This is a genomic window from Mycobacterium sp. E1386, from assembly GCF_001672745.1.
Taxonomy (GTDB): Bacteria; Actinomycetota; Actinomycetes; order Mycobacteriales; family Mycobacteriaceae; genus Mycobacterium.
The window spans coordinates 20,963-42,121 of record NZ_LZKH01000081.1; the positions used below are offsets into that span (position 1 = coordinate 20,963).

At 64.6% G+C, this 21,159-nt stretch carries 22 protein-coding genes and 1 pseudogene; 12 read left to right on the plus strand and 11 right to left on the minus strand.

Features of this window, described 5'->3' with window-relative positions; all coding sequences use genetic code 11:
* The first annotated feature begins 32 nt into the window (after positions 1-32).
* A complete protein-coding gene (locus A5709_RS09205; protein ID WP_068119594.1) occupies positions 33-506 on the plus strand; it encodes a hypothetical protein in 474 nt (157 codons plus the stop codon).
* A 5-nt stretch (positions 507-511) separates the two neighbouring features.
* On the opposite strand, the gene A5709_RS09210 is transcribed toward A5709_RS09205, so the two are convergent.
* The 5 genes from A5709_RS09210 to A5709_RS09230 all read right to left on the minus strand — a co-directional run bounded on the left by A5709_RS09210 (position 512) and on the right by A5709_RS09230 (position 4,778).
* Positions 512-1,378 carry an alpha/beta fold hydrolase gene (locus A5709_RS09210; protein ID WP_067945272.1) on the minus strand — a complete coding sequence of 289 codons (867 nt, stop codon included), beginning with the start codon at positions 1,376-1,378 and terminating at the stop codon, positions 512-514.
* 15 nt (positions 1,379-1,393) lie between these two features.
* Positions 1,394-1,804 carry a Rieske (2Fe-2S) protein gene (locus A5709_RS09215; protein WP_068119597.1) on the minus strand — a complete coding sequence of 137 codons (411 nt, stop codon included), beginning with the start codon at positions 1,802-1,804 and terminating at the stop codon, positions 1,394-1,396.
* Between the two features lies 1 nt (position 1,805).
* A complete protein-coding gene (locus A5709_RS09220) occupies positions 1,806-2,951 on the minus strand; it encodes an amidohydrolase family protein (RefSeq protein WP_067945270.1) in 1,146 nt (381 codons plus the stop codon).
* 29 nt (positions 2,952-2,980) lie between these two features.
* Positions 2,981-4,072, minus strand: coding sequence for an amidohydrolase family protein (locus A5709_RS09225; protein WP_068119606.1), 1,092 nt, complete (start codon positions 4,070-4,072; stop codon positions 2,981-2,983).
* Between the two features lie 325 nt (positions 4,073-4,397).
* Entirely contained in the window at positions 4,398-4,778 is a 381-nt protein-coding gene (locus tag A5709_RS09230; RefSeq protein WP_067945268.1) for a carboxymuconolactone decarboxylase family protein, read from the minus strand.
* A gap of 90 nt (positions 4,779-4,868) precedes the next feature.
* Between A5709_RS09230 and A5709_RS27340 the strand changes: the two are divergent.
* The 3 genes and pseudogenes from A5709_RS27340 to A5709_RS09240 all read left to right on the plus strand — a co-directional run.
* Positions 4,869-5,009 (plus strand): annotated as a pseudogene (locus A5709_RS27340) (nitroreductase); the annotation flags it as partial.
* A 111-nt stretch (positions 5,010-5,120) separates the two neighbouring features.
* Positions 5,121-6,119, plus strand: coding sequence for an acyl-CoA dehydrogenase family protein (locus A5709_RS09235; protein ID WP_067945266.1), 999 nt, complete (start codon positions 5,121-5,123; stop codon positions 6,117-6,119).
* The gene (locus A5709_RS09240; RefSeq protein WP_068119600.1) at positions 6,103-7,278 is read left to right on the plus strand and encodes an acyl-CoA dehydrogenase family protein; all 1,176 of its coding nucleotides are present in this window, start codon (positions 6,103-6,105) and stop codon (positions 7,276-7,278) included. Before A5709_RS09235 ends, A5709_RS09240 begins: the two co-directional genes overlap by 17 nt.
* An 80-nt stretch (positions 7,279-7,358) precedes the next feature.
* Here A5709_RS09240 and A5709_RS09245 read toward each other — a convergent pair whose 3' ends face one another.
* From A5709_RS09245 to A5709_RS09270, 6 genes are all read right to left on the minus strand, one after another.
* Entirely contained in the window at positions 7,359-7,919 is a 561-nt protein-coding gene (locus tag A5709_RS09245) for a hypothetical protein (RefSeq protein WP_068119603.1), read from the minus strand.
* The gene (locus tag A5709_RS09250) at positions 7,916-8,764 is read right to left on the minus strand and encodes a hypothetical protein (protein WP_068010008.1); all 849 of its coding nucleotides are present in this window, start codon (positions 8,762-8,764) and stop codon (positions 7,916-7,918) included. Before A5709_RS09250 ends, A5709_RS09245 begins: the two co-directional genes overlap by 4 nt.
* 23 nt (positions 8,765-8,787) lie before the next feature.
* On the minus strand, positions 8,788-9,147 hold the full coding sequence (locus tag A5709_RS09255; RefSeq protein WP_068010014.1) for a hypothetical protein: 360 nt from the start codon (positions 9,145-9,147) through the stop codon (positions 8,788-8,790).
* A 207-nt stretch (positions 9,148-9,354) separates the two neighbouring features.
* Positions 9,355-10,719, minus strand: a complete 1,365-nt coding sequence (locus tag A5709_RS09260) for a cytochrome P450 (RefSeq protein WP_068010016.1) — start codon at positions 10,717-10,719, stop codon at positions 9,355-9,357.
* A gap of 47 nt (positions 10,720-10,766) precedes the next feature.
* Positions 10,767-10,964, minus strand: coding sequence for a ferredoxin (locus A5709_RS09265; protein ID WP_068010020.1), 198 nt, complete (start codon positions 10,962-10,964; stop codon positions 10,767-10,769).
* Between the two features lie 55 nt (positions 10,965-11,019).
* A complete protein-coding gene (locus A5709_RS09270) occupies positions 11,020-11,721 on the minus strand; it encodes an SDR family NAD(P)-dependent oxidoreductase (protein ID WP_068010022.1) in 702 nt (233 codons plus the stop codon).
* Positions 11,722-12,002: 281 nt separating this feature from the next.
* Here A5709_RS09270 and A5709_RS09275 point away from each other — a divergent pair, with 281 nt between their 5' ends.
* The 8 genes from A5709_RS09275 to A5709_RS09310 form a co-directional block, all read left to right on the plus strand.
* Positions 12,003-13,532, plus strand: coding sequence for an aldehyde dehydrogenase family protein (locus A5709_RS09275; protein WP_067945248.1), 1,530 nt, complete (start codon positions 12,003-12,005; stop codon positions 13,530-13,532).
* A complete protein-coding gene (locus A5709_RS09280) occupies positions 13,529-14,734 on the plus strand; it encodes a CaiB/BaiF CoA-transferase family protein (RefSeq protein ID WP_067945246.1) in 1,206 nt (401 codons plus the stop codon). Before A5709_RS09275 ends, A5709_RS09280 begins: the two co-directional genes overlap by 4 nt.
* 384 nt (positions 14,735-15,118) lie before the next feature.
* Complete coding sequence (locus A5709_RS09285; protein ID WP_067945244.1) at positions 15,119-15,937, plus strand: ABC transporter permease; 819 nt, start codon at positions 15,119-15,121, stop codon at positions 15,935-15,937.
* 9 nt (positions 15,938-15,946) lie between these two features.
* Entirely contained in the window at positions 15,947-16,792 is an 846-nt protein-coding gene (locus A5709_RS09290) for an ABC transporter permease (RefSeq protein ID WP_067945242.1), read from the plus strand.
* A gap of 19 nt (positions 16,793-16,811) precedes the next feature.
* Entirely contained in the window at positions 16,812-18,068 is a 1,257-nt protein-coding gene (locus A5709_RS09295; RefSeq protein WP_067945239.1) for an MCE family protein, read from the plus strand.
* The gene (locus A5709_RS09300) at positions 18,065-19,087 is read left to right on the plus strand and encodes an MCE family protein (RefSeq protein WP_067945237.1); all 1,023 of its coding nucleotides are present in this window, start codon (positions 18,065-18,067) and stop codon (positions 19,085-19,087) included. The genes A5709_RS09295 and A5709_RS09300 overlap by 4 nt, the downstream gene beginning before the upstream one ends.
* Positions 19,087-20,205, plus strand: coding sequence for an MCE family protein (locus A5709_RS09305; RefSeq protein WP_067945353.1), 1,119 nt, complete (start codon positions 19,087-19,089; stop codon positions 20,203-20,205). The genes A5709_RS09300 and A5709_RS09305 overlap by 1 nt, the downstream gene beginning before the upstream one ends.
* A partial coding sequence (locus A5709_RS09310) for an MCE family protein (RefSeq protein WP_156673227.1) occupies positions 20,202-21,159 on the plus strand: 958 nt, incomplete at its 3' end. The genes A5709_RS09305 and A5709_RS09310, both read left to right, overlap by 4 nt.

Consider the following 21,159-nt stretch of genomic DNA (forward strand, 5'->3'; position numbering starts at 1 on the left):
GGCCCGTCATCGTCTTAGTTAGGCTTGGGCACATGCGAACTGCGGTGGTGCGCGTCAACGTCGACCCGGAGAGCGTTTGCACCGTCTCGCAGCTACGCGACGGCATGGCGGCGCTCCTCGGGCTCGCGCGTGATGCGGGTGCAGACGTCGTGGAGAACGACCTCGCGGCGATGCCCGCGGCGCGCCGCGAAGTCGAATTGCTGATCACGGCCGAAGACGTAGACGAGGCCAGGGATTTGGCGATCCGCCTGTGCGGCAGCGTGTTCGCCGCCGAACCGGCTCCAGGAGTCGTCACCTTCATCAGCCGGGGGACCGACGACGACGCCCACGGTGTGTTGTCCGGCTTCGGGCTCACCGGTGACATCGAGCGGACGCCCGGGGACGACGGTTTCGACATCGTGTACGTGACGCTGCGTGAGAGGGACCTCGAACGCATACCGGAGAGCCGGGTTCACACGGCCCTCGAGGCGTCGCTCAACTGCGAGGTCCACATTCGTACCGTGTAGGGACATCACGAACCCAGGAACTCGAGGATCGCGGGCGCCGCCTGCACCCAGGTGTCGAACATGTTGAAGTGCTGCACCCGCCCCGCCGCGCGGTCCTCGGAGGCCCGTTCCCACGCGTCCTCCGGCCACGGGGGATCGATGAGCTTCGATCCCTTGATCAAGCAGCTGACCTCCAGCGACGTCCGCTTCGGGTGATCCATGTCGTTCTCGCCGCCGCGAATGATCAAGGTGGGCACCTTGATTCGGTCGAACATTTCGTCCTCAACGCCCGGGATGGTCTGTCCCGGTTTGGAAACGAACGCGTTGAGCCAGCGCAGCATCACCTTCAGAAACTCGTCTTTGTCGAAGTCGAGGAAGCGCTGCTTGTTGTTCGGGTTCTCCTCGATGCGATCGCGCCACTCCTGTACCTTCACCACGCCGTCCATTCCGGTGCCGCGCACAGCGAGAATGCTCGGGATGATATAGAAGGAGCCGAGCACGAAGGTGCCGTAGATGCCACCGACAATGTTCCACACGACAAGCTTGGTGACCATCTCGGGGTAGAGCATCGTGGTCAGCATGGAATCCCTTGCGCCACCGGAGCCGCCGGCCAGAATGCAGCGCTCGAAGCCCAGCCCGGTCACCAGCTTGTGCAGCGTCTCGGCGCGCATGTGCGATTCGCTCTGACCGTAGAACTGCACATCGGAAGCACCGCAGTTCGGCCGGTCCCACAGCAGCACGCGATAGCCGCCGGCGGCGAGCGCGTCGGCAAGCGGACGCAAACCCTCGATCTCCTTGCTGAATCGGCCGCCTGGCGTCAGGGCAATGAGATCGCCCGATTCGCCGAGGATTTCGTAGACGACATTTCCCCCGTTGATCTCGATTGAAGGCACCCGATTCTCCTGTAGTTAGGCCTGCACCACAACGTCGTTACCGACGACACGCACCGGATAGGTACGGATACTCCATTCGGGCTTGACGGCGGTTGTGCCGGTCGCCAGCTCGAAACCCCATTGGTGCCAAGGGCAATAGATGTACTCCAGGTCGCGCACCATGACCGAGTCGCCCGGCGCGGTTTCGTCCACGATCGTGCGTCCCCTTGCGCGGCCCGAACAGAGCGGACCGCCTTGGTGCGGGCAGTAATTCGCGATCGCGTAGAAGCTGCCGTTGACGTTGTACACGCCGACGCCGTGCCGCCCGATGGGCACCAGCTTGTGCTTGCCCGGCGGGATCTCGTCCACGGTCGCAACAACATGCTCACGGCCCTGGGCGAGACGGGGCTCGGGCAGCTTGGCTGCCCCCTGTTCTTCGCGGGTCAACTCAGAGCACCCGGGTCTGACCCTCGAGGACCGGAACGGTCTCGGGCAGGTGGTAGGTCGCGATGCCGTTCTTGTACATCACCGCGTCGCGGGCGTGCTTTGGCAGGTGCTTCACCAACCAGCGCGGGTCATCGAACGTCCAGTGCGGGTAGTCCGAGGAGAAGAGCAAGATCTTCTCGCACTCCATCCATTCCAGCGCGCGGGTCAACTCGGTCTTGTCCTCGGGATAGTCCAGCGGCTGGGTGGTGAACTTGATGTGGTCCTTGACGTACTCCGACGGCTTGCGTTTGATGTCGACCCACGACTTGCGTGCTTCGTAGATCGCATCCATCCGCCACATCAGCGGCAGGATCCAAGTGAACGCGTGCTCGACGAACACGATCCGCAGCGTCGGGAACCGGTCGAACACGCCGTCGAAGATCAGGCTCATCACCTGGTTGGCGGCCAGCAGCGAGTAGGTCACCATGAAGTCGTGGTTGTAGCTGGGGAAGCCCACCGGCGGGATCGGTAGCTCGTCGAACTGGCTGCGTGACAGGTGACAGCTCACGGTGATGTCGTGCTTGGTGGCGGCCGCCCAGATCGGGTCGTATTTCGGGTTTCCCCAGGACGGCCGCGGCTCGGCCTTGATCAGAATCTGGGCCATGTAGGGATGCCCGGCCCACTTCTCGATCTCGCGCACGGACTCTTGCGGTTCCTCGATGGCACAACAAATCGAACCGCGCCAGCGCTGGTGCCAGTTGTTGTGGCTGTCCAGCCAGTGATTGGCCTGCCAGTCGTTCAACGCGCTCGACATCGCGTGCTGTGCTTCGGGCAGCCGGGCCGGGTACGCGGCCGGTTCGAGAATCGCGATGTCGGAGCCGGCCTCCATGATCAGCTGGCGAAACGCCATATCCGGGTCGCTGCAAGGGAATTCGCCGTTGGCGGGGAAAGAGTCCACCCGCATCGCGTACGAGTGGGCGTAGTCCGGGGCGTCGTAGTAAATCTGCTCACCCACGGTGCGAGTGAGGAAGTATTTGCTGCGCCATGGCTCGGGGATGTACGGCACGAGTTCCCCGCGCTTGGGTGCCGGGTGGACATCTGAGTCGACGCACCGGACGGCTATGCGCTCGGCAGCGGGAACCCGCTCCTGCGAATGGGTCAACGTCATCTGAAACTCCTCGGTATCACGTCGTACTTCTACTGTGCGCCCACCCCGGCGGGAATGTCTATGTTGTAGAGCTGCGCCGCGTTGCGCCAGCACAACTTCTCGCGTTGTTCGGCGGAGAGGGCGCGGGGAAGCTTTTTGATATCGCCGCACTGCCAGTGCGGGTAGCTGGAGCCGAACATCACCATGTCGTCCTTGCCGGTGAAGCCGAACCATTCGCCGGCGAACTCGGTGTCACCGGGACCGTCGAGACTGCCCTGAACGAAATACACGTGACCGGGCAGGTAATCGCTGGGAATCCGCGGTGCCCACGGTGTCTGCTCGAGGTGCGGCCGGCCGAATGTGTCCATCCGCCAGATGAACGGCGTCACGAAGTCCGCCGCGCCGTCGCCCCAGACGAATTTGAGGCCGTCGAAGCGCTCAAACACGCCCTCGGCGATCATGTTCATCAGGTGATAGATGTAGTTCAGCGCCATGAAGCTGACGTACTGCTCGTAGGTGCGGGTGTTCCCGTTGGGCGTTGGCGGAAAGGCGATGCCCGACCCGACTTCGATGTGTGCGGCAACGGGAAGGCCGGCGTCGACCGCGGCTTCCCACAGCGGCCAGAACTGTGGCTTGCCGTAGAGCTCGCGGGACTGCAGCGGAACGCCGATCTGGACCACCCGCGGGTGGCCACGCCACCTCTCGATCTCCCGCAGTGCGCCTGCGATGTCGTCGGGGTTCACCCGGATGGTGCCGCGGAACCGCTCGCCGAACTTGCTGGACTCCAGCCAGTCCGACACCATCATTTCGTTGTGCGCGGCGTGCAGCGCGCTGCCCAGGTGGCGGTCCGGCATGATGCCGCGGGCCATCGGGTGCAGGACCGCGACATCGACCCCGCGTTTCGAAAAGAGCTCATTGGCAACGAAATCCGGATCCGAACCGGGGTACTGACGGTCCGGGCCCTCGGTATCGGGCGCGTACTCTCCGCCCGGGGCGCCGTACCAGTCCATCTCGTAATCAGGGAAGCCCCGGCTCTTGAACGGCTCACGCAGGGTCTTGCGGAGCGCCTTGTTGGAAGGGAAGAAGATGTGCACGCTCGCATCGATGAGCGGGGTGCTGGTTCCGTCAGCGTGTTCGATCACGAAAGCCATCCTTCGACTCGGGCGCTCAAAGCGAACCCAGTCGGGTCATATGATAGATAACCTAACATTCTTCTCGGGAGCCAATCAACGGGTTTCCGGTAAGCGTTTCGTTTAGTCAACGTTCCTGGTAGCGAGTGCTTTCGCGGTCCTGGTGCAAGTGTCGTTCTTAAATTGCGATAATACCATTCTCCCGGTCCTGGATCAGTGCCATCCGCCTCTATCCAGCGGAGCCTGGCTGGGCCGGCGAACGGCCCCCAATAACACCGGCTGCCGTCTCGAGCGGTTTGATCACCGTCGTGAAGTCCGAGTCGGGGCCCTGGCCGACCTAGTCCTCATCCAGTTCGGCGAAGGCCTCGCGCGCGATGCGGAAGCTGTCGACCGCGGCCGGCACGCCCGCGTAAATGGCCACCTGCAGAAAGACCTCGCGGATCTCCTCGCGGCTGACGCCGTTGGTCAGCGCCGCCTTGACGTGCGTGCGTAATTCGTTGGGCCGGTTCAGTACCGAGATCATCGCTAGGTTGAGCATGCTGCGCGTCTTCCGGGGCAGCTCGTCGCGACCCCAGATCGCGCCCCAGCAGTATTCGGTGACGAGATCCTGCAGGGGCTGGGTGAAGTCGTCCGCGTCGGCGAGGGCCCGGTTGACGTACTCCTCGCCGAGAACGTCGGAGCGGATGTGTAGGCCCCGCTGATAGGTCTCGCGATCCAATGGTCTTCTCCTTGGTGGTGGTGGCGGCGTTGGCGATTGCAATCGCCCTAAGCGCAGTCTCGCATCGCGACTCCGCCGCGCGGTCTACGCGAGTTCACCTCCGTCCTGTTCGCCCAGCAGCACTATCCGACCGCATCCGAACTTCTGCTCGGCGGATCGATCTTTTCCGCCATGCAGAACTTTCTGCTGGCCGAGCCGGCCCAGGGCCTGGACGCGTGCCTGACCAGCTGGCCCGGCAACCCCTCGTTCCCCGCGGGACCCCGTAACCGGTTTCCGAGATTATTACTTCCGCGTGCGAGAATGATATTCTCGCGGCGTCGGTGATGACAGGAGGCGGCCTTCATGCTGTTGGAGTTCGATGCCGATCAGCGGCTGTGGCAGAAGACCGTTCGCGACGCCGTGGCCAAGCAGTGCCCGCCCTCGCTGGTGCGCGGCGTGGCCGAGGACGGCGTCGATCCCAGCCCGTTGTGGAAGTCGTACGTCGATCAGGGCTGGACCGAGCTGAACGATCCGATTAGCGCCGTCGAACTGGCCATCGTCCTCGAGGAGTTGGGGCGCGCGACCGACCCCACCCCGTTCCTGGCGACAATGACCCAGTTCGCCCCGTTGGCGGCCGAGCACTTCGATCCCCACGAATCGGGCACCGCCGTATACACCGGGGTCGCCGCACATCGGGACGCCGAGGGTTGGCTGCTGGACGGTACGGCCCGCCATGTCCTCGACGGCGATCGCGTCGACCGCCTGGCGGTGGTGACCGACGCTGGGGTATTCCTCACCGCGGCGAACCAGGTGTCGGTGCGTCGCGCCGCCGTCTTCGACCCCGTCTTGCACGTCGCCGACCTGTCGTTCTGCGAAGTTCGGGTGCCCGACAGCGCCCGGCTCACGGTCGATTCCGAACGCGCGCACCACATGGCGCTGACCGGCATGGCGATCACCATGGTCGGTGCCTGCCAACGCATTCTCGACCTGGTGCTCGAACACGTCCGCAGCCGTCAGCAATTCGGTGTGCCGATCGGCTCGTTCCAGGCCGTCCAGCACAAGGCCGCGGACATGCACGTCGCGGTGGAACGCGCGCGCGCCCTCGCGTACTTCGCGGCGCTGACCATCGCGGCCGACGATCCCCGCCGCCGGCTCGCGGCGGCGATGGCCAAGGCGTCGGCGGGGGAGTGCCAGTCGCTGGTGTTCCGGCACGGGTTACAGCTCCACGGCGCAATGGGATTCACGTGGGAGAACGATCTGCAGTTCGCGCTGAAGCGAGCCAAAGCCGGTGAGCTGATGCTCGGCGGCGCCGCCGAGCACCGGGCGCGGATCGCGGAGGAATACCGTGCAGCTGACTTTTGATTCCGACGTCGAGGAGTTCCGGGCGGAGTTCGCGGCCTTCCTCGACGAGAACCTGCCTCCCGCAAGCGAAACGCTCGAGCGACCCCGGTCGGTCTCCCGCATGCCGCAGTGGGCACGCGACTGGCAGCGGCTGCTGTTCGACAACGGCTGGCTACTGCCGAGCCAGCCACCGGAATTCGGTGGCCGCAACGCGACGGTCATTCAGCAGTTCGTCTATCTTGAAGAGCTCAGCCGCCGGCGGATCTACCACAGCTTCAACCCGCAGGGCGTGAACATCGTTGGCGCTTCGCTGTTGTCGTTCGGCAGCGACGAACAGAAGCGGCGCTGGGCGGTGCCGATCCTGCGGGCCGAGATCACCGCGTCACTCGGGATGAGCGAGCCCAGCGCGGGTTCCGACCTGGCGTCGTTGCGGACCCGCGCGGTGCTGGACGGCGATCACTTCGTGGTCAACGGCCAGAAGGTGTGGACCTCGGGCGCCCACGACGCCGACGTCTTGCTGACATTTGTGCGCACCAATCCAGATGCCCCTAAGCACAAGGGAATCAGCGCGCTGATCATCCCCACCGACACCCCGGGCCTCGTGCGCCGGCCGTTCCCGTCGATCTGCGGTGCCGATGATCTGGATTTCAACGAGGTGTTCTTCACCGACGTCCGCGTGCCTGCCGAGAACTTGGTCGGTGAGCTCGACCAGGGCTGGCGGGTCGCCAACGGATCGCTGGGGCACGAACGCACGATGATGTGGCTGGGCTTCGCCGATCGACTCGACAACATGATCGACGACTTCCATCCCAGCACCGAGGTCGAACGCGATCAGTACGCCAGCACGATCATGGACAAGCAGGCGTTGCGCCTGCTGGGTTCGGTGGCCCTGGCCCGCGCGTCGCGCGGCGAAGACGACGTGGCGGCGATCTCGGTGCTCAAGCTGCTCGGGTCCGAGGCCGAGTTGCGTGGCATGGAGCTTGCGCTGACGTCGGCGGGCTCCGAAGGGCTCGTTCACCCGGGCCTGACCGGGCCGTACGCGCACATGAACCTCGACCACTATTTCGCGAGCTGGTTCGAGCGCTACGCCCGCAGCTTTTCCGGGACGATCGCCGGGGGCACCTCGGAAATCCAGCGCAACATCATCGCCCAGCGGGTGCTCGGCCTGCCGCGGGGATGACTTGCCTCCACGAGTGTGAAGCTGTCTTCACACTCGAACCACAGTGTGCGGCTAGCTTCGGATTCGGCGAGGCGGCCCGGCTAGACCGGGTCGAACTTGGTGATCAGCCAATTGCCGTTGACGCGGGTCAAACTCACCAGCACGCTGCTGGAAGCCATCGCGGGTTCGGGATTGTCCTTGCTCGTGGTGCTCTGGTCGACCAACACCAGCACGACGGCCGAATTCGGATGTAACTCCGAGACCGCGGCCCCAATTACCCGAGCGTTAGTTTTCAGCGACTTCTGTTTGGCCGCCGGAGCGACGATCTGCTCGGTGAACTGGTTGTAGTACGACAGGAAATCCCCGGACAGGTGCGACTTTGCCGCGGCGAAGTCTTTGTCGAGCGAGTCGGGCGAGTAGGACAGCAACGCGACCGTTCCGTCGGACGCCGAGCTGACGACCGCGCTCGCGACGCTGGGGTCGGTCTGCTTGTCCGGCCGGTACTCCTTGAAGTACAGCCACGTCGCCGTGGCGCCGGAGATCAGCAGGAGCAAAATCAGAACGGCGGGAACGACTTTCACCTTGCGCGGTGCGCGTCTACTGGGTTCGGCCCGCTCGGAACGGTCGTCGGCGGTGTCGATGCCGCGGTTGTCTTCGCTCACGGGACGAACTCCAGTTTGGACATCTTGTATTGCCCGCCGTCGTCGGTGACGGTCACCTTGAGCCGCCAATTTCGTGGTTCGTCTTTGGCGCCCGCGGCATTGCTGATGCGCGATGACGCCGCTACGAGTACCAACGCGGAATTCCCGTCGATGGACTGTACGGCCGCCGCATTCACGGTCCCCTGCGTGACAACTTTGGACTGCTCGACGACGGTCGTGAAATCCTTTGCGCGCTGCTGGAAGTCGTCGCGGAACTGGCCGGTCGAGCTGTCGATCACCCGCTGGACGTCCTCCTTGGCCCTGTTGAAGTCCATCGAAAACATGTTGACGACGCCTTGCCTGGCCCCCGCGATGAAGTTGGCGGTGCGCTGGTTGCGCTCGGTGGTTTCGTGGCGTTCCCACATCATGTATCCGCTGGCGGCGACGAAGGCGCAGATGAGGATGATGACGGCCGCCTTCCACGCCACGGACCACGGTGGCAGTCGCACGCGACGCCGGGAGCGGGCCGACTCGGATTCCGGCTCCGCCGTATCGGCGGCCTCGGCGGGGACTTCCTCCTCGGTCTCCGCTGCGACGGTGTCGGTGGTGTCGTCTTTGGTCTCCGCCTCGGCGGTGTCGGTGGTGTCCTCGTGGGCGTCCGAGGCTTCCTCGGCGGCCTTTGACTCGGCCTCTTTCTCAGCTTCGGCCTGCGCTTCGCGGCGGAGTCGGGCGGCACGAGCACGGGCGCGCGCCGCGGCGGCCAGAGCTTCAGCCTCGGCCGCTTCGGCCTCGGCTTCCTCTAGCAACGCCATTGCGTCGGCCTTCGATTTTGCCGAATCTTGGGGCGGTTCCTTCGCCTCAGCCATCGTGCTTACTGACTCTCACGCGGCTACCATCGCACGAGCGAGAACGGCCAACTGTTGGTGCCCCCCGGTCCGCCACCGCAACCGGTGTCGTACGTCGAATCGACCTGACCCGCCAGCGTCACCGCATCCCACGAGTAAACGTCGTGCGAGGGAAAGAACTGGACCACGCAGCGCACCCCGTCGGGCACATCAACCGCCATGGTGTAGCGGCCGTTGGAAAGGTGAGCATCTGACTTCCAGAAGGCCGCTTGCCCGTTGGGTTGCGCAATCGCTTGTACGGTCAGGCATTCCGGTCCCTGATTGTATCTGCACGGCCGAATCGCAAAAATCCAGCTGTGGCCGGGATCCCGCGGGGTGTCCAGCCGGTAGTTGCCGATCTGCATGTCCGCGTGGGCAGTGGGCGTAAGAGTCAGCGCGGCCGTCGCGAGCGCGAGGCTCGCTGCCAAAGTCTTCACCGATGCGTCTCCCGTCTCTGCGCACGCGCCTGGCCTGAATATAGAGCGCGGCCCCGCTGAACAGGCGTACTCGGAAAAATTGGAGCGGTCAATGGCCGGCTTTCCCCTGCATGGCGACGCTGGACCGCGAGCGGCTCAGTCGATGACGGCGGCTTCCTTGCGTTCGGTGATCGGTCTGGCGAGTTCTTGCTCGTCACAAATGCGCTGCAGCTTCTCCAGCGTCTCGTCCAGGCCGGCGCCGAGCCTTCGGCCGGGGCTGAAGGTGGCCGGCAACTTGCGCATGCCCTGGATGACGCCAATGGTCTCGTAGTGGACGGTGCCTTCCGGGTCGCATCGATAATCGGGCATCCGATCGAGCACGGCGGTGAGCATCGATTTGAACACCGTGCGCGCCACGTTCGACCCGGCGCACCGGTGGACGCCCAGGCCGAAGCTGAAGTGGCGGTTGCCTTTACGGTCGAGCACGATGTCATCCGGGTCGTGGAACACCGCTGGATCGCGGTTCGCCATCGCCCACGAGATCCACAGCCGCTCGCCCTCCTTGAACTGCGTGCCGTCGAGCTCGACATCGTCGGAGAATGTCCGGCCGTCACCGGGCGCGGGGGTGAAGTAGCGCAGGAATTCCTCGGTGGCGGGGTCGAGCAGCGTTTTGCGTTCGTTGCTGAGCAGTTCCCGCTGCTCGGGATGCTCGGAAAGCCACTCCAACGAGTGGGCGGTCAGGGCGGTGGTGGTGTCGAAGCCGCCGCCGATGACCAAGCCGAGGTTCCCGAGGATTTCCAGGTCGGGCGCCGGTTCCCCGTCAATGCGCATCTGCAGCAGGGCATTCACGATTCCCGGCCGCGGATTCTCGCGGATCTCGAGCATGTTGTTCACCATGTCGAGACCCATCTGCTTGTGCATTTCGGTGACGCGCTCGATGTCGGGAGAGTGCTCGGGCGTGTACACCGCGGCGTGGACCGGCTCGCTGTACATGTTCCATTTCTTCAGCGGGATGCCCATCATCGCCAAAGTCAGGACGGCAGGAACGATGTTGGCCAGATCGTCGACGAAGTCGATGCTTCCGCCCTCGATCTTTTCGTCGAGGCAGGCGCGCGTCACGTCGTCGATGAACGGCTCCCAGCGCTTGACCGCCGCCGGCGACAGGTAGGGATTGAGCACGGTGCGGTAAATGCGGTGCTCGGGGTCGTCCATCTCCAGGATGCCGCCGCGCACCACGCTGACCCGGCTCGCGGTGGGGATCGAAATGCCTTTGTAGCCACGGCGTTCGCCGTTGATGTCGTGATCGTTGGAGACGGCCGGGCAGCGGGCCAGCTCGAAGACCTCATGGCTGCCCGCCGCGACCCAATGCCCGCCGTAGGTCTCACTCCACGCCATCGGGCACTTGGTGTGCATCTCCTTGGTGATCGACTTGAACTTCGACCGGTACTCCGGGGAATGCCGATCGAAGTGGTACCGGTTCTTTTTGCGGTCGCTGTCGCTGACGACGTCGTCGACACTCAAAGCTCTGTCTCCCTGGGTATTTCGTCGGTCAGTGTCCGGATGAGGACTCAGTCGTCGGTGATGATGATCGCCTGCTCCGGGCAGGACTGGGCGGCTTCACGCACCTGGTCATGCCGGTCTACGGGGACCACTTCGTCGATCGCGGAAGAACTGCCGTCGATGTCGCTGAGCTGAAACGACTCCGGCGCGATCATCGCGCAGAGGGTGTGACCCTGGCATCGTTCTGAATCCACCCAAACCTTCACGGGTTGTCTCCTCCCACCTGATCTGGTTGCCGGGCACCGCTGAACGAATCGGTACTCAGGTGTTGCGACCGCCGTTGACGCCCAAGAGCTGACCGGTGATGTAGCCGGCTTCGTCGGACACCAGGAAAGCGCATGCCGCCGCGATGTCTTCCGGCTTCCCCATCCGGCGCACCGGGGTTCGCGCGATGGTCTCGTCGATGTCCCCCAGGAATCCGTTCTTCGCCGCGGCGCGCAGCATCGGGGTGTCGATGAAGCCCGGCGGCACCGCGTTGACGGTGATGCCGCTGGGCCCGTACTCGAGCGCCAGGGATTTGGTGAGCCCGTTCACCGCGGACTTGGCCGCCACGTAATGGCTCATATAGGGCGCGCCGGAATGCGTGCTCGACGAAGAGATATTGACGATCCGTCCCCACTTCGCCTCGAGCATGTCGGGCAAGACCGCCTGAATGGTGTGGAAGACGCCGTTGAGGTTGACGTCGATCACCCGCTGCCAGTCCTCGAAGGTGATGTTGTTGAAGCGCTTGAATCCGTCCAGGCCCGCCGCGTTGACGAGGACGGTGACCGGCCCGAGCTTCGCGCGGATCGCCGCGAAGGCCGCGTCCACCTGCGATCGGTCGGTGACGTCCGCGGTAAAGCACTGATCGCCGTCCGACGGTCGGAGGTCGATCGTGGCGACGTCGAGACCGTCGGCGCGCAACCGGTGCGCGACGGCAAGGCCGATGCCGGATCCGCCACCGGTGACCACCGCAGTCTTCACGTGCAGGCCTCTGCTCCAAACGTGACCGTCTCAGTCACAAAGAATCTCGCTTACAATTATGAGAACCTTACTCTCACGCGGGAGTCTGTCGCAACACACTCCGGAAACCCTGTTCGGCCTGCGTCAAACTACTCGGCGTGGCGATCCGTTGGCCTCTGCGTTGCTGGTCAGTGGCCCGCCCTCATTCCTGAGGGTTTCTTGAATTATCGAGACTCGAATGTAAGATTCGCCGGGGAAGAGAATCAAATTATCGTGACCGTCACCACATTAGGGAGTACGGAATGCCTGCCCAGGACACGGCAGAGCCCGCCACTGCGACTGCAGCCACCATCGCGGATGCCGCGCCTGGATCAGCCTCCGACCGCCGACTGTTGATCGGCGGCCGGCTGGTCACCACCGACAAATCGTTCGCGTCGATCAATCCCGCCACCGGCGCTGTCGTCGGGCACGCCCCCGACGCCGGTGTCGAGGAGGCCGAAGCGGCGATCGCCGCGGCCCGGCGTGCCTTCGACACCACCAGTTGGCCCACCGACGTCGAGTTGCGGATCCGCTGCCTCGACCAACTGCATCGGGCGCTGATCGAACACGCCGACGAGTTGCGTGACCTGACGATCGCCGAAGTGGGCGCCACCCGGGCGCTGACCCAGGGCGCCCAGCTCGACGAGCCGATCGCCATCGTGCGCTTCTACGCGGATCTGCTTCGCAGGTACGAGTTCTCCGAAGATCTCGGCGAGAAAGAATCGCGCGGCATGCTCCACCACCGCTGGGTGGAAAAGGAAGCCGCCGGGGTGGTCGCCGCGATCATCGCCTACAACTACCCAAACCAGCTGGCGCTGGCGAAGCTGGCCCCCGCGCTGGCCGCCGGGTGCACCGTGGTCCTCAAAGGCGCGCCGGACACACCGTTGATCACCCTGGCGCTCGGTGAGCTGATCGCCAACCACACCGACATACCCGACGGCGTGGTCAATGTGCTCAGCTCCTCGGGCCCCGAGGCGGGCGAGGTGCTGACCACCAGCCCCGACGTCGACGTCGTCACCTTCACCGGATCAACCGCGGTGGGGCGCAAGATCATGGCCGCCGCGAGTGAAACGGTCAAGCGCGTCTTCCTGGAACTGGGTGGCAAATCGGCCGCCATCGTGCTCGACGATGCCGACTTCGCCGGCGCGGCCATGTTCGCGGCATTCAGCATGGTGACCCACGCGGGGCAGGGATGTGCGCTGACGTCTCGGCTGCTGGTACCCAGGTCGCATCACGACGAGATCGTCGCGTTGGTCGCAGAGAACTTCGCCAAGGTGCGCCACGGCGACCCGGCCGATCCGAAAACCTACATGGGCCCACTGATCAACGAGCGCCAGCGGGACAAGGTCGACGGCATGGTGCAGCGGGCCGTCGCCGCGGGCGCGACCCTGGTCACCGGTGGCCAGCGGTTGGAGCCGGGCTACTTCTATGCGCCGACGCTGCTGACCAACGTCGATCCCGGCAGCGAGATCGCTCAGGAGGAGGTCTTCGGACCGGTGCTCGTCGTCATCGCGTTCGACGATGACGACGACGCGGTGCGCATCGCCAACAACTCGATCTACGGCCTGGCCGGCGCGGTCTTCAGCGGCGACCAGGACCGGGCGCTTGCGGTGGCGCGCCGGATCCGGACCGGTTCCTTCTCGATCAACGGCGGCAACTACTTCGGCGCGGACAGCCCGTTCGGTGGCTTCAAGCAGTCGGGGGTGGGCCGCGAGATGGGTGTGGCCGGGCTGGAGGAATTCTTGGAACGCAAAACGTATGCGGTTCCGGCGGCGAACGGGGCCACGGCGTGAGGCCGCTCGAGGGCATCCGCGTCCTGGAAGTCGCCATGTACGGGTTCGTCCCGTCGGCGGGCGCGGTGCTCGCCGAGTGGGGCGCCGACGTGGTCAAAGTCGAGCACGCGGTCACCGGCGATCCGCAGCGAGGGCTGCGACAGACCGGCATGCTGCGCGTCGAGGGTGACCCTAACCCGAACATCGAACACGCGAACCGCGGCAAGCGCAGCATCGGGCTGGACATGTCGGTGCCCGGGGGCAAGGAGGTGCTCTACGAGCTGGCCCGCCGATCGGATGTGTTCCTCACCAGCTTCCTGCCCGGCGCCCGCCAGAAGTTCGGGATCGACATCGACGACATCAGGGCGGTGAACCCGAAGATCATCTACGCGCGGGGAAGCGCGCTCGGCCCGCGGGGCGAAGAGTCGGTCAAGGGCGGCTATGACATGACCGCGTTCTGGTGCCGGGCCGGAACCGCAGCGACCATCACGCCCGCCGGCATGCCGGGAATGATCGGGCCGCCCGGCCCGGCGTACGGCGACACCATCTCCGGCACCAACCTCGCCGGTGGCATCGCAGCGGCGCTGCTCAAACGGGAGCGCACCGGCGAGCCGTCCGTCGTCGACGTGTCGCTCCTCGGCAGTGGGCTTTGGTCGATGGGACACACGGTCGCGCTGACCAATTATCTGGGCCAGCGGCTTGAAGCGCCGCCGCCCGGCGTGCACGGCGCCCCCAACAATCCTTTGGTCGGGCTCTACACCACGTCCGACGGTCGCTATATCTCCTTCGTGATGATGCAGCCCACCAAGTTTTGGGCCGACGTCTGCCGGCACGTCGACCTGCCGGAGCTGGCCGAGGACCCGCGCTTCGAAACGGTGGAGAAGATCGCCGCCAACACAGCGGAGGCGGTGGAGATCCTGACCAAGGTCGTCGCCACCCGCACGCTGGAAGAGTGGAGCGAACGCTTCGCCACGCTGGCCGGTCCCTGGGCGCCCGTGCAGGACACCCTGCAAGCCGCCAAAGACGCACAGATCCGGTCCAACGAGTACATCGTGCAGGCAGGCGAACTCGAGTTGGTCGCGAATCCGGTCCAGTTCGACGTCGCGGCCCCACAGACCGGCCCGGCGCCCGGCTTCGCCGAGCAGACCGACGACATCTTGGTGGAACTCGGGCTCGACTGGGACCGCATCATCGAACTCAAGACGGCCGGCGCCGTCACCTAGAGCCGGAGGAGCCCTTGATGTTTGTGCCGACCGTCGCGTCCGTTGTGCGTCAGTCGCCCTGGCTAAGCGGTGTGCTGATGGATTGTCGGATAACGGTTATGCATTTTCCGTTCCGCCTGGACTCGGCATGAGTCATAATCGCCGGACGCTTCAAGACACGGGGCCCCACGTTTTGAAGCGTCTACTCACGCAACAGAACGGAGGTCCTGGCGTGAGGATGGACAGCGCTGTCATGCCCGAGGCATCTGCCGGATTCCGGCCGCCCACAGGGCGTTTCGCCGTCGCCTGCACGCCCCGGTGGCCCTCGCTTCGGCCAAATCTACAGCAGTCAGTACGCGACAACAAGACTGTCGGTCTCGTAACTCAGGAAAGAGTCTGAGGCCGATGGCAACTAAGGGAGCCGACCACTGGTCAGCGGGATTGCCCCAGCTGAAACTGAAATGGGACATGTCGGGGCCCATGCAGGCCGTCGGAGCGTTGTTCGCAATGTCGGCCGATGCGGTCAAATTCGTGTTCCGCCGGCCCTTCCAGTGGCGTGAGTTCTTGGAGCAGTCCTGGTTCGTCGCGCGGGTATCGCTGGCTCCCACCCTGCTGGTAGCCATCCCGTTTACCGTCCTCGTCAGCTTCACGCTCAACATCCTCTTGCGCGAACTGGGCGCGGCGGACCTATCCGGTGCGGGCGCCGCGTTCGGTGCGGTCACCCAGCTCGGACCGCTGGTCACGGTTTTGATCGTGGCGGGCGCGGGTGCCACGGCAATGTGTGCGGACTTGGGAGCACGAACAATTCGTGAAGAGATCGACGCGATGGAGGTGCTGGGCATCAACCCGGTGCAACGTTTGGTCACCCCGCGGATGCTGGCTTCCGGACTGGTCGCCTTCTTGCTCAACAGCCTCGTGGTGATCATCGGCGTCCTTGGCGGCTACGTCTTTTCGGTCTTTGTGCAAGACGTCAATCCCGGCGCGTTCGCCGCAGGTATCACGCTGCTCACGGGCGTACCAGAGGTCATCATTTCGTGTGTCAAGGCAGCCCTTTTCGGCCTCATCGCCGGCTTGGTGGCCTGCTATCGGGGCCTCTCGATCACCGGCGGGGGCGCCAAGGCCGTTGGCAACGCGGTGAACGAGACCGTGGTCTACGCCTTCATGTCACTGTTCGTCGTCAACGTGGTCGTGACCGCGATCGGCATCAAGATGACGGCGAAGTAGGGGCTGCCAATGGCGCTGAGGGCCACATATCCGCGATTAATCCGCCAATTCGAGAGGCCGGTCGCCTCGTTGGGGCGGATCGGCGACCACACCCTGTTCTACGGCAAGGCGCTCGCCGGAGTGCCCTTCGCCGCTACCCGCTACACGCGCGAAGTCGTTCGGCTGGTCGCCGAGATAAGCATGGGCGCAGGCACTTTGGCGATGATCGGCGGAACCGTTGTGATCGTCGGCTTCCTGACGCTTGCGGCGGGCGGCACCCTGGCCATTCAGGGCTACACCTCGCTGGGCAACATCGGCATCGAGGCGCTGACGGGCTTCTTGTCCGCGTTCATCAACGTGCGCATCGCGGCACCGGTGGTCGCCGGGATCGGTCTGGCGGCCACCTTCGGCGCCGGGGTGACCGCCCAGCTGGGTGCCATGCGGATCAACGAAGAAGTCGATGCGTTGGAGAGCATGGCGATTCGGCCGGTTGCCTACTTGGTGAGCACCAGGATCCTGGCCGGAATGATGGCCATCACACCCTTGTACGCGATCGCCGTCATCCTGTCGTTCGTGGCCAGCCAGTTCACCACGACTTTCCTGCTCGGACAGTCGCAGGGCTTGTACCAGCACTACTTCAACACCTTCCTGAACCCGATCGACCTGTTGTGGTCGTTCCTGCAGGCCATCCTGATGGCGCTCACGATCCTGCTGATCCACACCTACTACGGCTATTTCGCTTCGGGGGGGCCTGCCGGTGTCGGCAACGCGACCGGTAACGCGGTGCGCACCTCGCTCATCGTCGTGGTGTCCGTAACGCTGTTGGTCTCGCTGTCTATCTACGGTACGAACGGCAACTTCAACCTGTCCGGTTAGCGAAGGAGGTGGAACGGCAGTGACGCAGAGTGTGCCAGCCGGTCGCGCGGCCGCCGGGCGACCTCCGCGCGCCGGCCATGCCCGGCCCGCCGGGCGCAGCTATCTGGCGCCCCTGCTGGGGTTGGCGACTGTCGTCATCATTGGCGTGATTTTCGCCGTGGCAGTGGGCCTGTTTCAGGGCTCCTTCACCGAATCCGTGCCGGTGACCGTGATCTCGCAACGCGCCGGTCTGGTCATGAACCCGGACGCCAAGGTCAAGCTGCGCGGCGTGCAGGTTGGCAAGGTCGCCTCGATCGACTCGCTGCCCGACGGCAAGGCGGCCATCCACTTGGCGATGGACCCCTCGCAATTGCGCTTCATTCCCGGCAACGTGCTTGTCGACATCGCGTCATCGACGGTATTCGGCGCGAAGTCGGTCCTGTTGGTGGAACCGGCGCAACCGTCGGCTCAGCGGCTACACGCGGGCCAGACGCTGCAGGGCCAGCACGTCATGGTCGAAGTCAATACGGTGTTCCAGCAGTTGGTTTCGGTCCTCGAGCACATCGACCCACCAAAGCTCAACGAGTCGCTGGGTGCGCTCGCCCAGGCGTTCAGTGGGCGGGGTCCACAGCTTGGCCAGTCGCTGAGCGATCTGGATTCGTTCTTGGCCAGGCTGGAGCCGAGCCTTCCGGCATTCCGGCACGACCTCTCGGTCTTGCCGGTGGTGTCCAACGCCTACGCCGACGCGGCACCGAATCTGGTGAAAACCGCGGCCAACGCGACGCGAATCAGCAAGACGCTCGTCGAGGAGCAGCGCAACCTGGATGCGTTGCTGATCAGCGCGATCGGCTTGGCCGACATCGGCAACGACGTCTTGTCGACGAACCGCCAACCGCTGACGAACGTGATGCACCTGCTGGTGCCGACCACCGACCTGACCAACGAGTATCATGAGGCGCTCACCTGCAGTCTCGGCGGGTTGGTAACGATAGCCCACAGTCCCCCGTTGTCGGAACCGAGCATCAACATCTCGGCGAGCCTCACGTGGGGCGGCGAGCGTTACCGGTATCCGACAAACCTGCCCAAGGTTGCCGCGACGGGTGGACCGCAGTGCCTGGGACTGCCGGCAATTCCGTTCAACTCGGCTCCGCCGCAATTCATCACCGATATCGGCGCCAACCCTGTGGGGTACGGGAACCCGCAGCTGCTGATCAACTCCGATCTGCTCAAACAGCTGTTGTACGGGCCGATCGCAGGCCCGCCACGCAACTCCGCCATGGTGGGAATGCCCGGATGAGAACCCGCGCCACTCTGATCAAGTTCACGATCTTCGCGGTCGTGATGGCGATGCTGACCGCCTTCCTGTTCTTCATCTTCGGCCAGTACCGCACCGGTGCCACGAACGGGTATTCGGCCGTGTTCTCCGACGTGTCGCGTCTTAAGCCCGGGCAGTCGGTGCGGGTCGCCGGCATCCGGGTAGGCACCGTCAACGGTGTTTCGCTGCAGCCGGACAAGAAAGTCGTGGTGCACTTCGACGCCGACCGCAACGTCGTCCTCACCGAGGGCACCAGGGCGGCGGTCCGCTACCTCAACCTGGTGGGGGATCGCTACCTCGAACTCGTCGACGGTCCGGGCTCACCCAAGCGGCTGCCCGTCGGCGGTCAGATTCCGGTTGACCGCACAGCACCGGCACTCGACCTCGATCTGCTGCTCGGCGGGCTGAAACCCGTGACCCAGGGGCTGAATGCGCAAGACGTCAACGCCTTGACTGCAGGCTTGCTGCAGGTCTTCCAGGGGCAGGGCGGAACGCTCGAATCACTCTTCTCCAAGACGACGTCGTTCTCAAACGCGTTGGCCGACAACGACCAAACCGTGCAGCAACTGATCGACAACCTCAACATCGTGATCGGCACGATCTCCAAGGACGGCACCAAGTTCTCGGGTGCGATCGATCGTCTCGAGCGGCTCGTCAGCGGGTTGTCGGACGACCGCAACACCATCGGCTCGGCGATCGACGCCCTGGACCGGGGAACCGCCTCGCTGGCGGATCTGCTGACCAGCGCGCGCCCCCCGCTCGCGGGCACCATTGATCAGCTGAGCCGGCTGGCGCCGATTCTCGATGGCGACAAGGACCGCCTCGACGCGGCGATTGAGAAGGCGCCGAAGAACTACCGCAAGCTGGTCCGACTCGGCGTGAACGGCGCCACCATCCCGTACTACCTCTGCATGTTGGAACTGCGCGGTACGGATCTTCAGGGCAGGACGGTGAAGGCCCCGATTTTCAGGTCAGAAGCGGGAAGGTGCACGGAACCCTGATGCTCAAGTATCGCGGAGCTGGGCTCGTCAAGGCCGGCCTTATCGGCGTCGTTTTGGCGGTGATGGTGATCCTGGTGGGCCTGTCGCCCGACCGGTTCATCTCGTGGGCGACGATGGTCAGGTACCAGGCGCTGTTCACGGAAGCCGGCGGCCTTGCGACCGGCAACCCCGTGATCGTCTCGGGCGTGAAGGTCGGCACGGTGTCGGATGTGAGGCTGCGCCACGGCGATGCGCTGGTCACATTCGCGATGAAGGGCAACGTCCTGTTGGGGTCGGAGACGTCCGCGCACATCCGTACCGGCACGCTGCTCGGCGAGCGGATGCTGGCGTTGGAGTCCGCCGGCAGCGGCACGATGCACCCGATGGCACTCATTCCCGTCTCGCGCACGTCGTCGCCGTACTCGCTCACGGAAGCGGTCAGCGACCTGACGACCGATACTGCCGGAACCAATACCGCGGCGCTGAACCAGTCGTTGGACACGCTTTCGGCGACGCTCGACCAGATCGCCCCCCAAATGGGCCCGGCCTTCGATGCACTCACCCGGTTATCGCGCACGCTCAACAGCCGCAACAAGAACCTGGGCGAGCTGTTCAAGAGCGCCGGCGACGTCACCGGGATTCTCTCCGAGCGTAGCCAGCAGGTCAACAAGCTCATCCTCAACTCCGACACTCTGCTCCAGGTGCTGGTGGCACGCCGGCAGGAGATCGTCGACCTGCTGGCGAACACCTCGGCGGTGTCTAAGCAGCTGACGGGGTTGGTGCACGACAACGAAGCCAAATTGGCCCCGACGCTCGAGAAGCTGAACTCGGTGACCGCGATGCTGGAGAAGAACCGCGACAATATCGGAAAAGCGCTGCAAGGGCTCAAGAAATTCGAGGTCACCGTCGGTGAGGGCATCTCAAGCATGTACGCCTACTCGGCTTTCGTCCCGAACTTCCTTGTCCCACAACTCTTCCAACCGATCTTCGACTACCTCTGGGGATTCCGCACCTTCGATACTTCGAAGGGCCCCGGCCACCCGTCACCGTTGCCGCGGTCGCTGACTCCCTGGCCGTACAACGGTATTCCGGTGTGCCCAGGCTGCACGTTGGGCGGCAGGGTCGGAGGATCACAATGACCTCGCGGATTCCCCGAAACAGGTTGATGGCCGTGGCGGCGGTTGTCCTGGTCGGGCTGATCGCTGCAGGCGCTGCCGTGCTCGTCCGCAATACGGTGTTCGGCCCGAAGACCATCACCGCCTACTTCACCACCGCCACCGCGATCTACCCTCATGACGAGGTGCGGGTCTCAGGTGTCAAGGTCGGCAGCATCAAATCCATTCAGCCGCAGGGCACACAGGCCAAGATGACGCTCGAGGTCGACCGCGATGTGCCGATTCCGGCGGATGCGAAGGCGGTCATCGTCGCCTCGAACCTGGTGTCCGCCCGCTACGTTCAGCTCTCGCCGGCGTATCGCGACAGCGGACCGGTGATGCGCGATGGCGCGATCATCCCGGTGGAACGAACCGCGGTGCCGGTCGAATGGGACGAGGTCAAAACCCAATTGATGCGTCTGGCAACGGATTTGGGACCAAAAAGCGGTGTATCAGGCACGTCGGTGGGCCGGTTCATCGACAGCGCCGCCAACGCGCTCGACGGCAACGGCGACAAGCTGCGGCAAACCCTCGGCCAACTGTCCGGCGTGGGCCGCATCCTCGCCAACGGCAGCGGCAACATCGTCGACATCATCAAGAACCTGCAGACCTTCGTCGGCGCGTTGCGCGACAGCAACGTGCAGATCGTCCAGTTCAACGACCGCCTGGCCACCCTCACCAGCGTGGTCGACGACAGCCGATCCGACCTGGACGCGGCGCTGACCGATCTGTCGACGGCGGTCGGCGAGGTGCAGCGCTTCATCGCCGGGACGCGCAACCAGACCAGCGAGCAGATCGCCCGGCTGGCCGACGTGACGCAGAACCTGGTCGATCACCACATGGATCTGGAAAACATCCTGCACACCTCGCCGAACGCGCTCGGCAACTTCTTCAACGACTACAACGCCGACACCGGAACCATCGTGGGCGGCTTCGGGA

What these genes read in the sequence shown, in the direction of transcription:
- A5709_RS09205 (WP_068119594.1), top strand. Translation starts at nt 33, where the DNA reads ATGCGAACTGCGGTGGTGCGCGTCAACGTCGACCCGGAGAGCGTTTGC.
- A5709_RS09220 (WP_067945270.1), bottom strand. Translation starts at nt 2,951, where the DNA reads ATGACGTTGACCCATTCGCAGGAGCGGGTTCCCGCTGCCGAGCGCATA.
- A5709_RS09235 (WP_067945266.1), top strand. Translation starts at nt 5,121, where the DNA reads ATGCTGTTGGAGTTCGATGCCGATCAGCGGCTGTGGCAGAAGACCGTT.
- A5709_RS09250 (WP_068010008.1), bottom strand. Translation starts at nt 8,764, where the DNA reads ATGGCTGAGGCGAAGGAACCGCCCCAAGATTCGGCAAAATCGAAGGCC.
- A5709_RS09255 (WP_068010014.1), bottom strand. Translation starts at nt 9,147, where the DNA reads ATGCAGATCGGCAACTACCGGCTGGACACCCCGCGGGATCCCGGCCAC.
- A5709_RS09275 (WP_067945248.1), top strand. Translation starts at nt 12,003, where the DNA reads ATGCCTGCCCAGGACACGGCAGAGCCCGCCACTGCGACTGCAGCCACC.
- A5709_RS09285 (WP_067945244.1), top strand. Translation starts at nt 15,119, where the DNA reads ATGGCAACTAAGGGAGCCGACCACTGGTCAGCGGGATTGCCCCAGCTG.
- A5709_RS09290 (WP_067945242.1), top strand. Translation starts at nt 15,947, where the DNA reads ATGGCGCTGAGGGCCACATATCCGCGATTAATCCGCCAATTCGAGAGG.
- A5709_RS09300 (WP_067945237.1), top strand. Translation starts at nt 18,065, where the DNA reads ATGAGAACCCGCGCCACTCTGATCAAGTTCACGATCTTCGCGGTCGTG.
- A5709_RS09305 (WP_067945353.1), top strand. Translation starts at nt 19,087, where the DNA reads ATGCTCAAGTATCGCGGAGCTGGGCTCGTCAAGGCCGGCCTTATCGGC.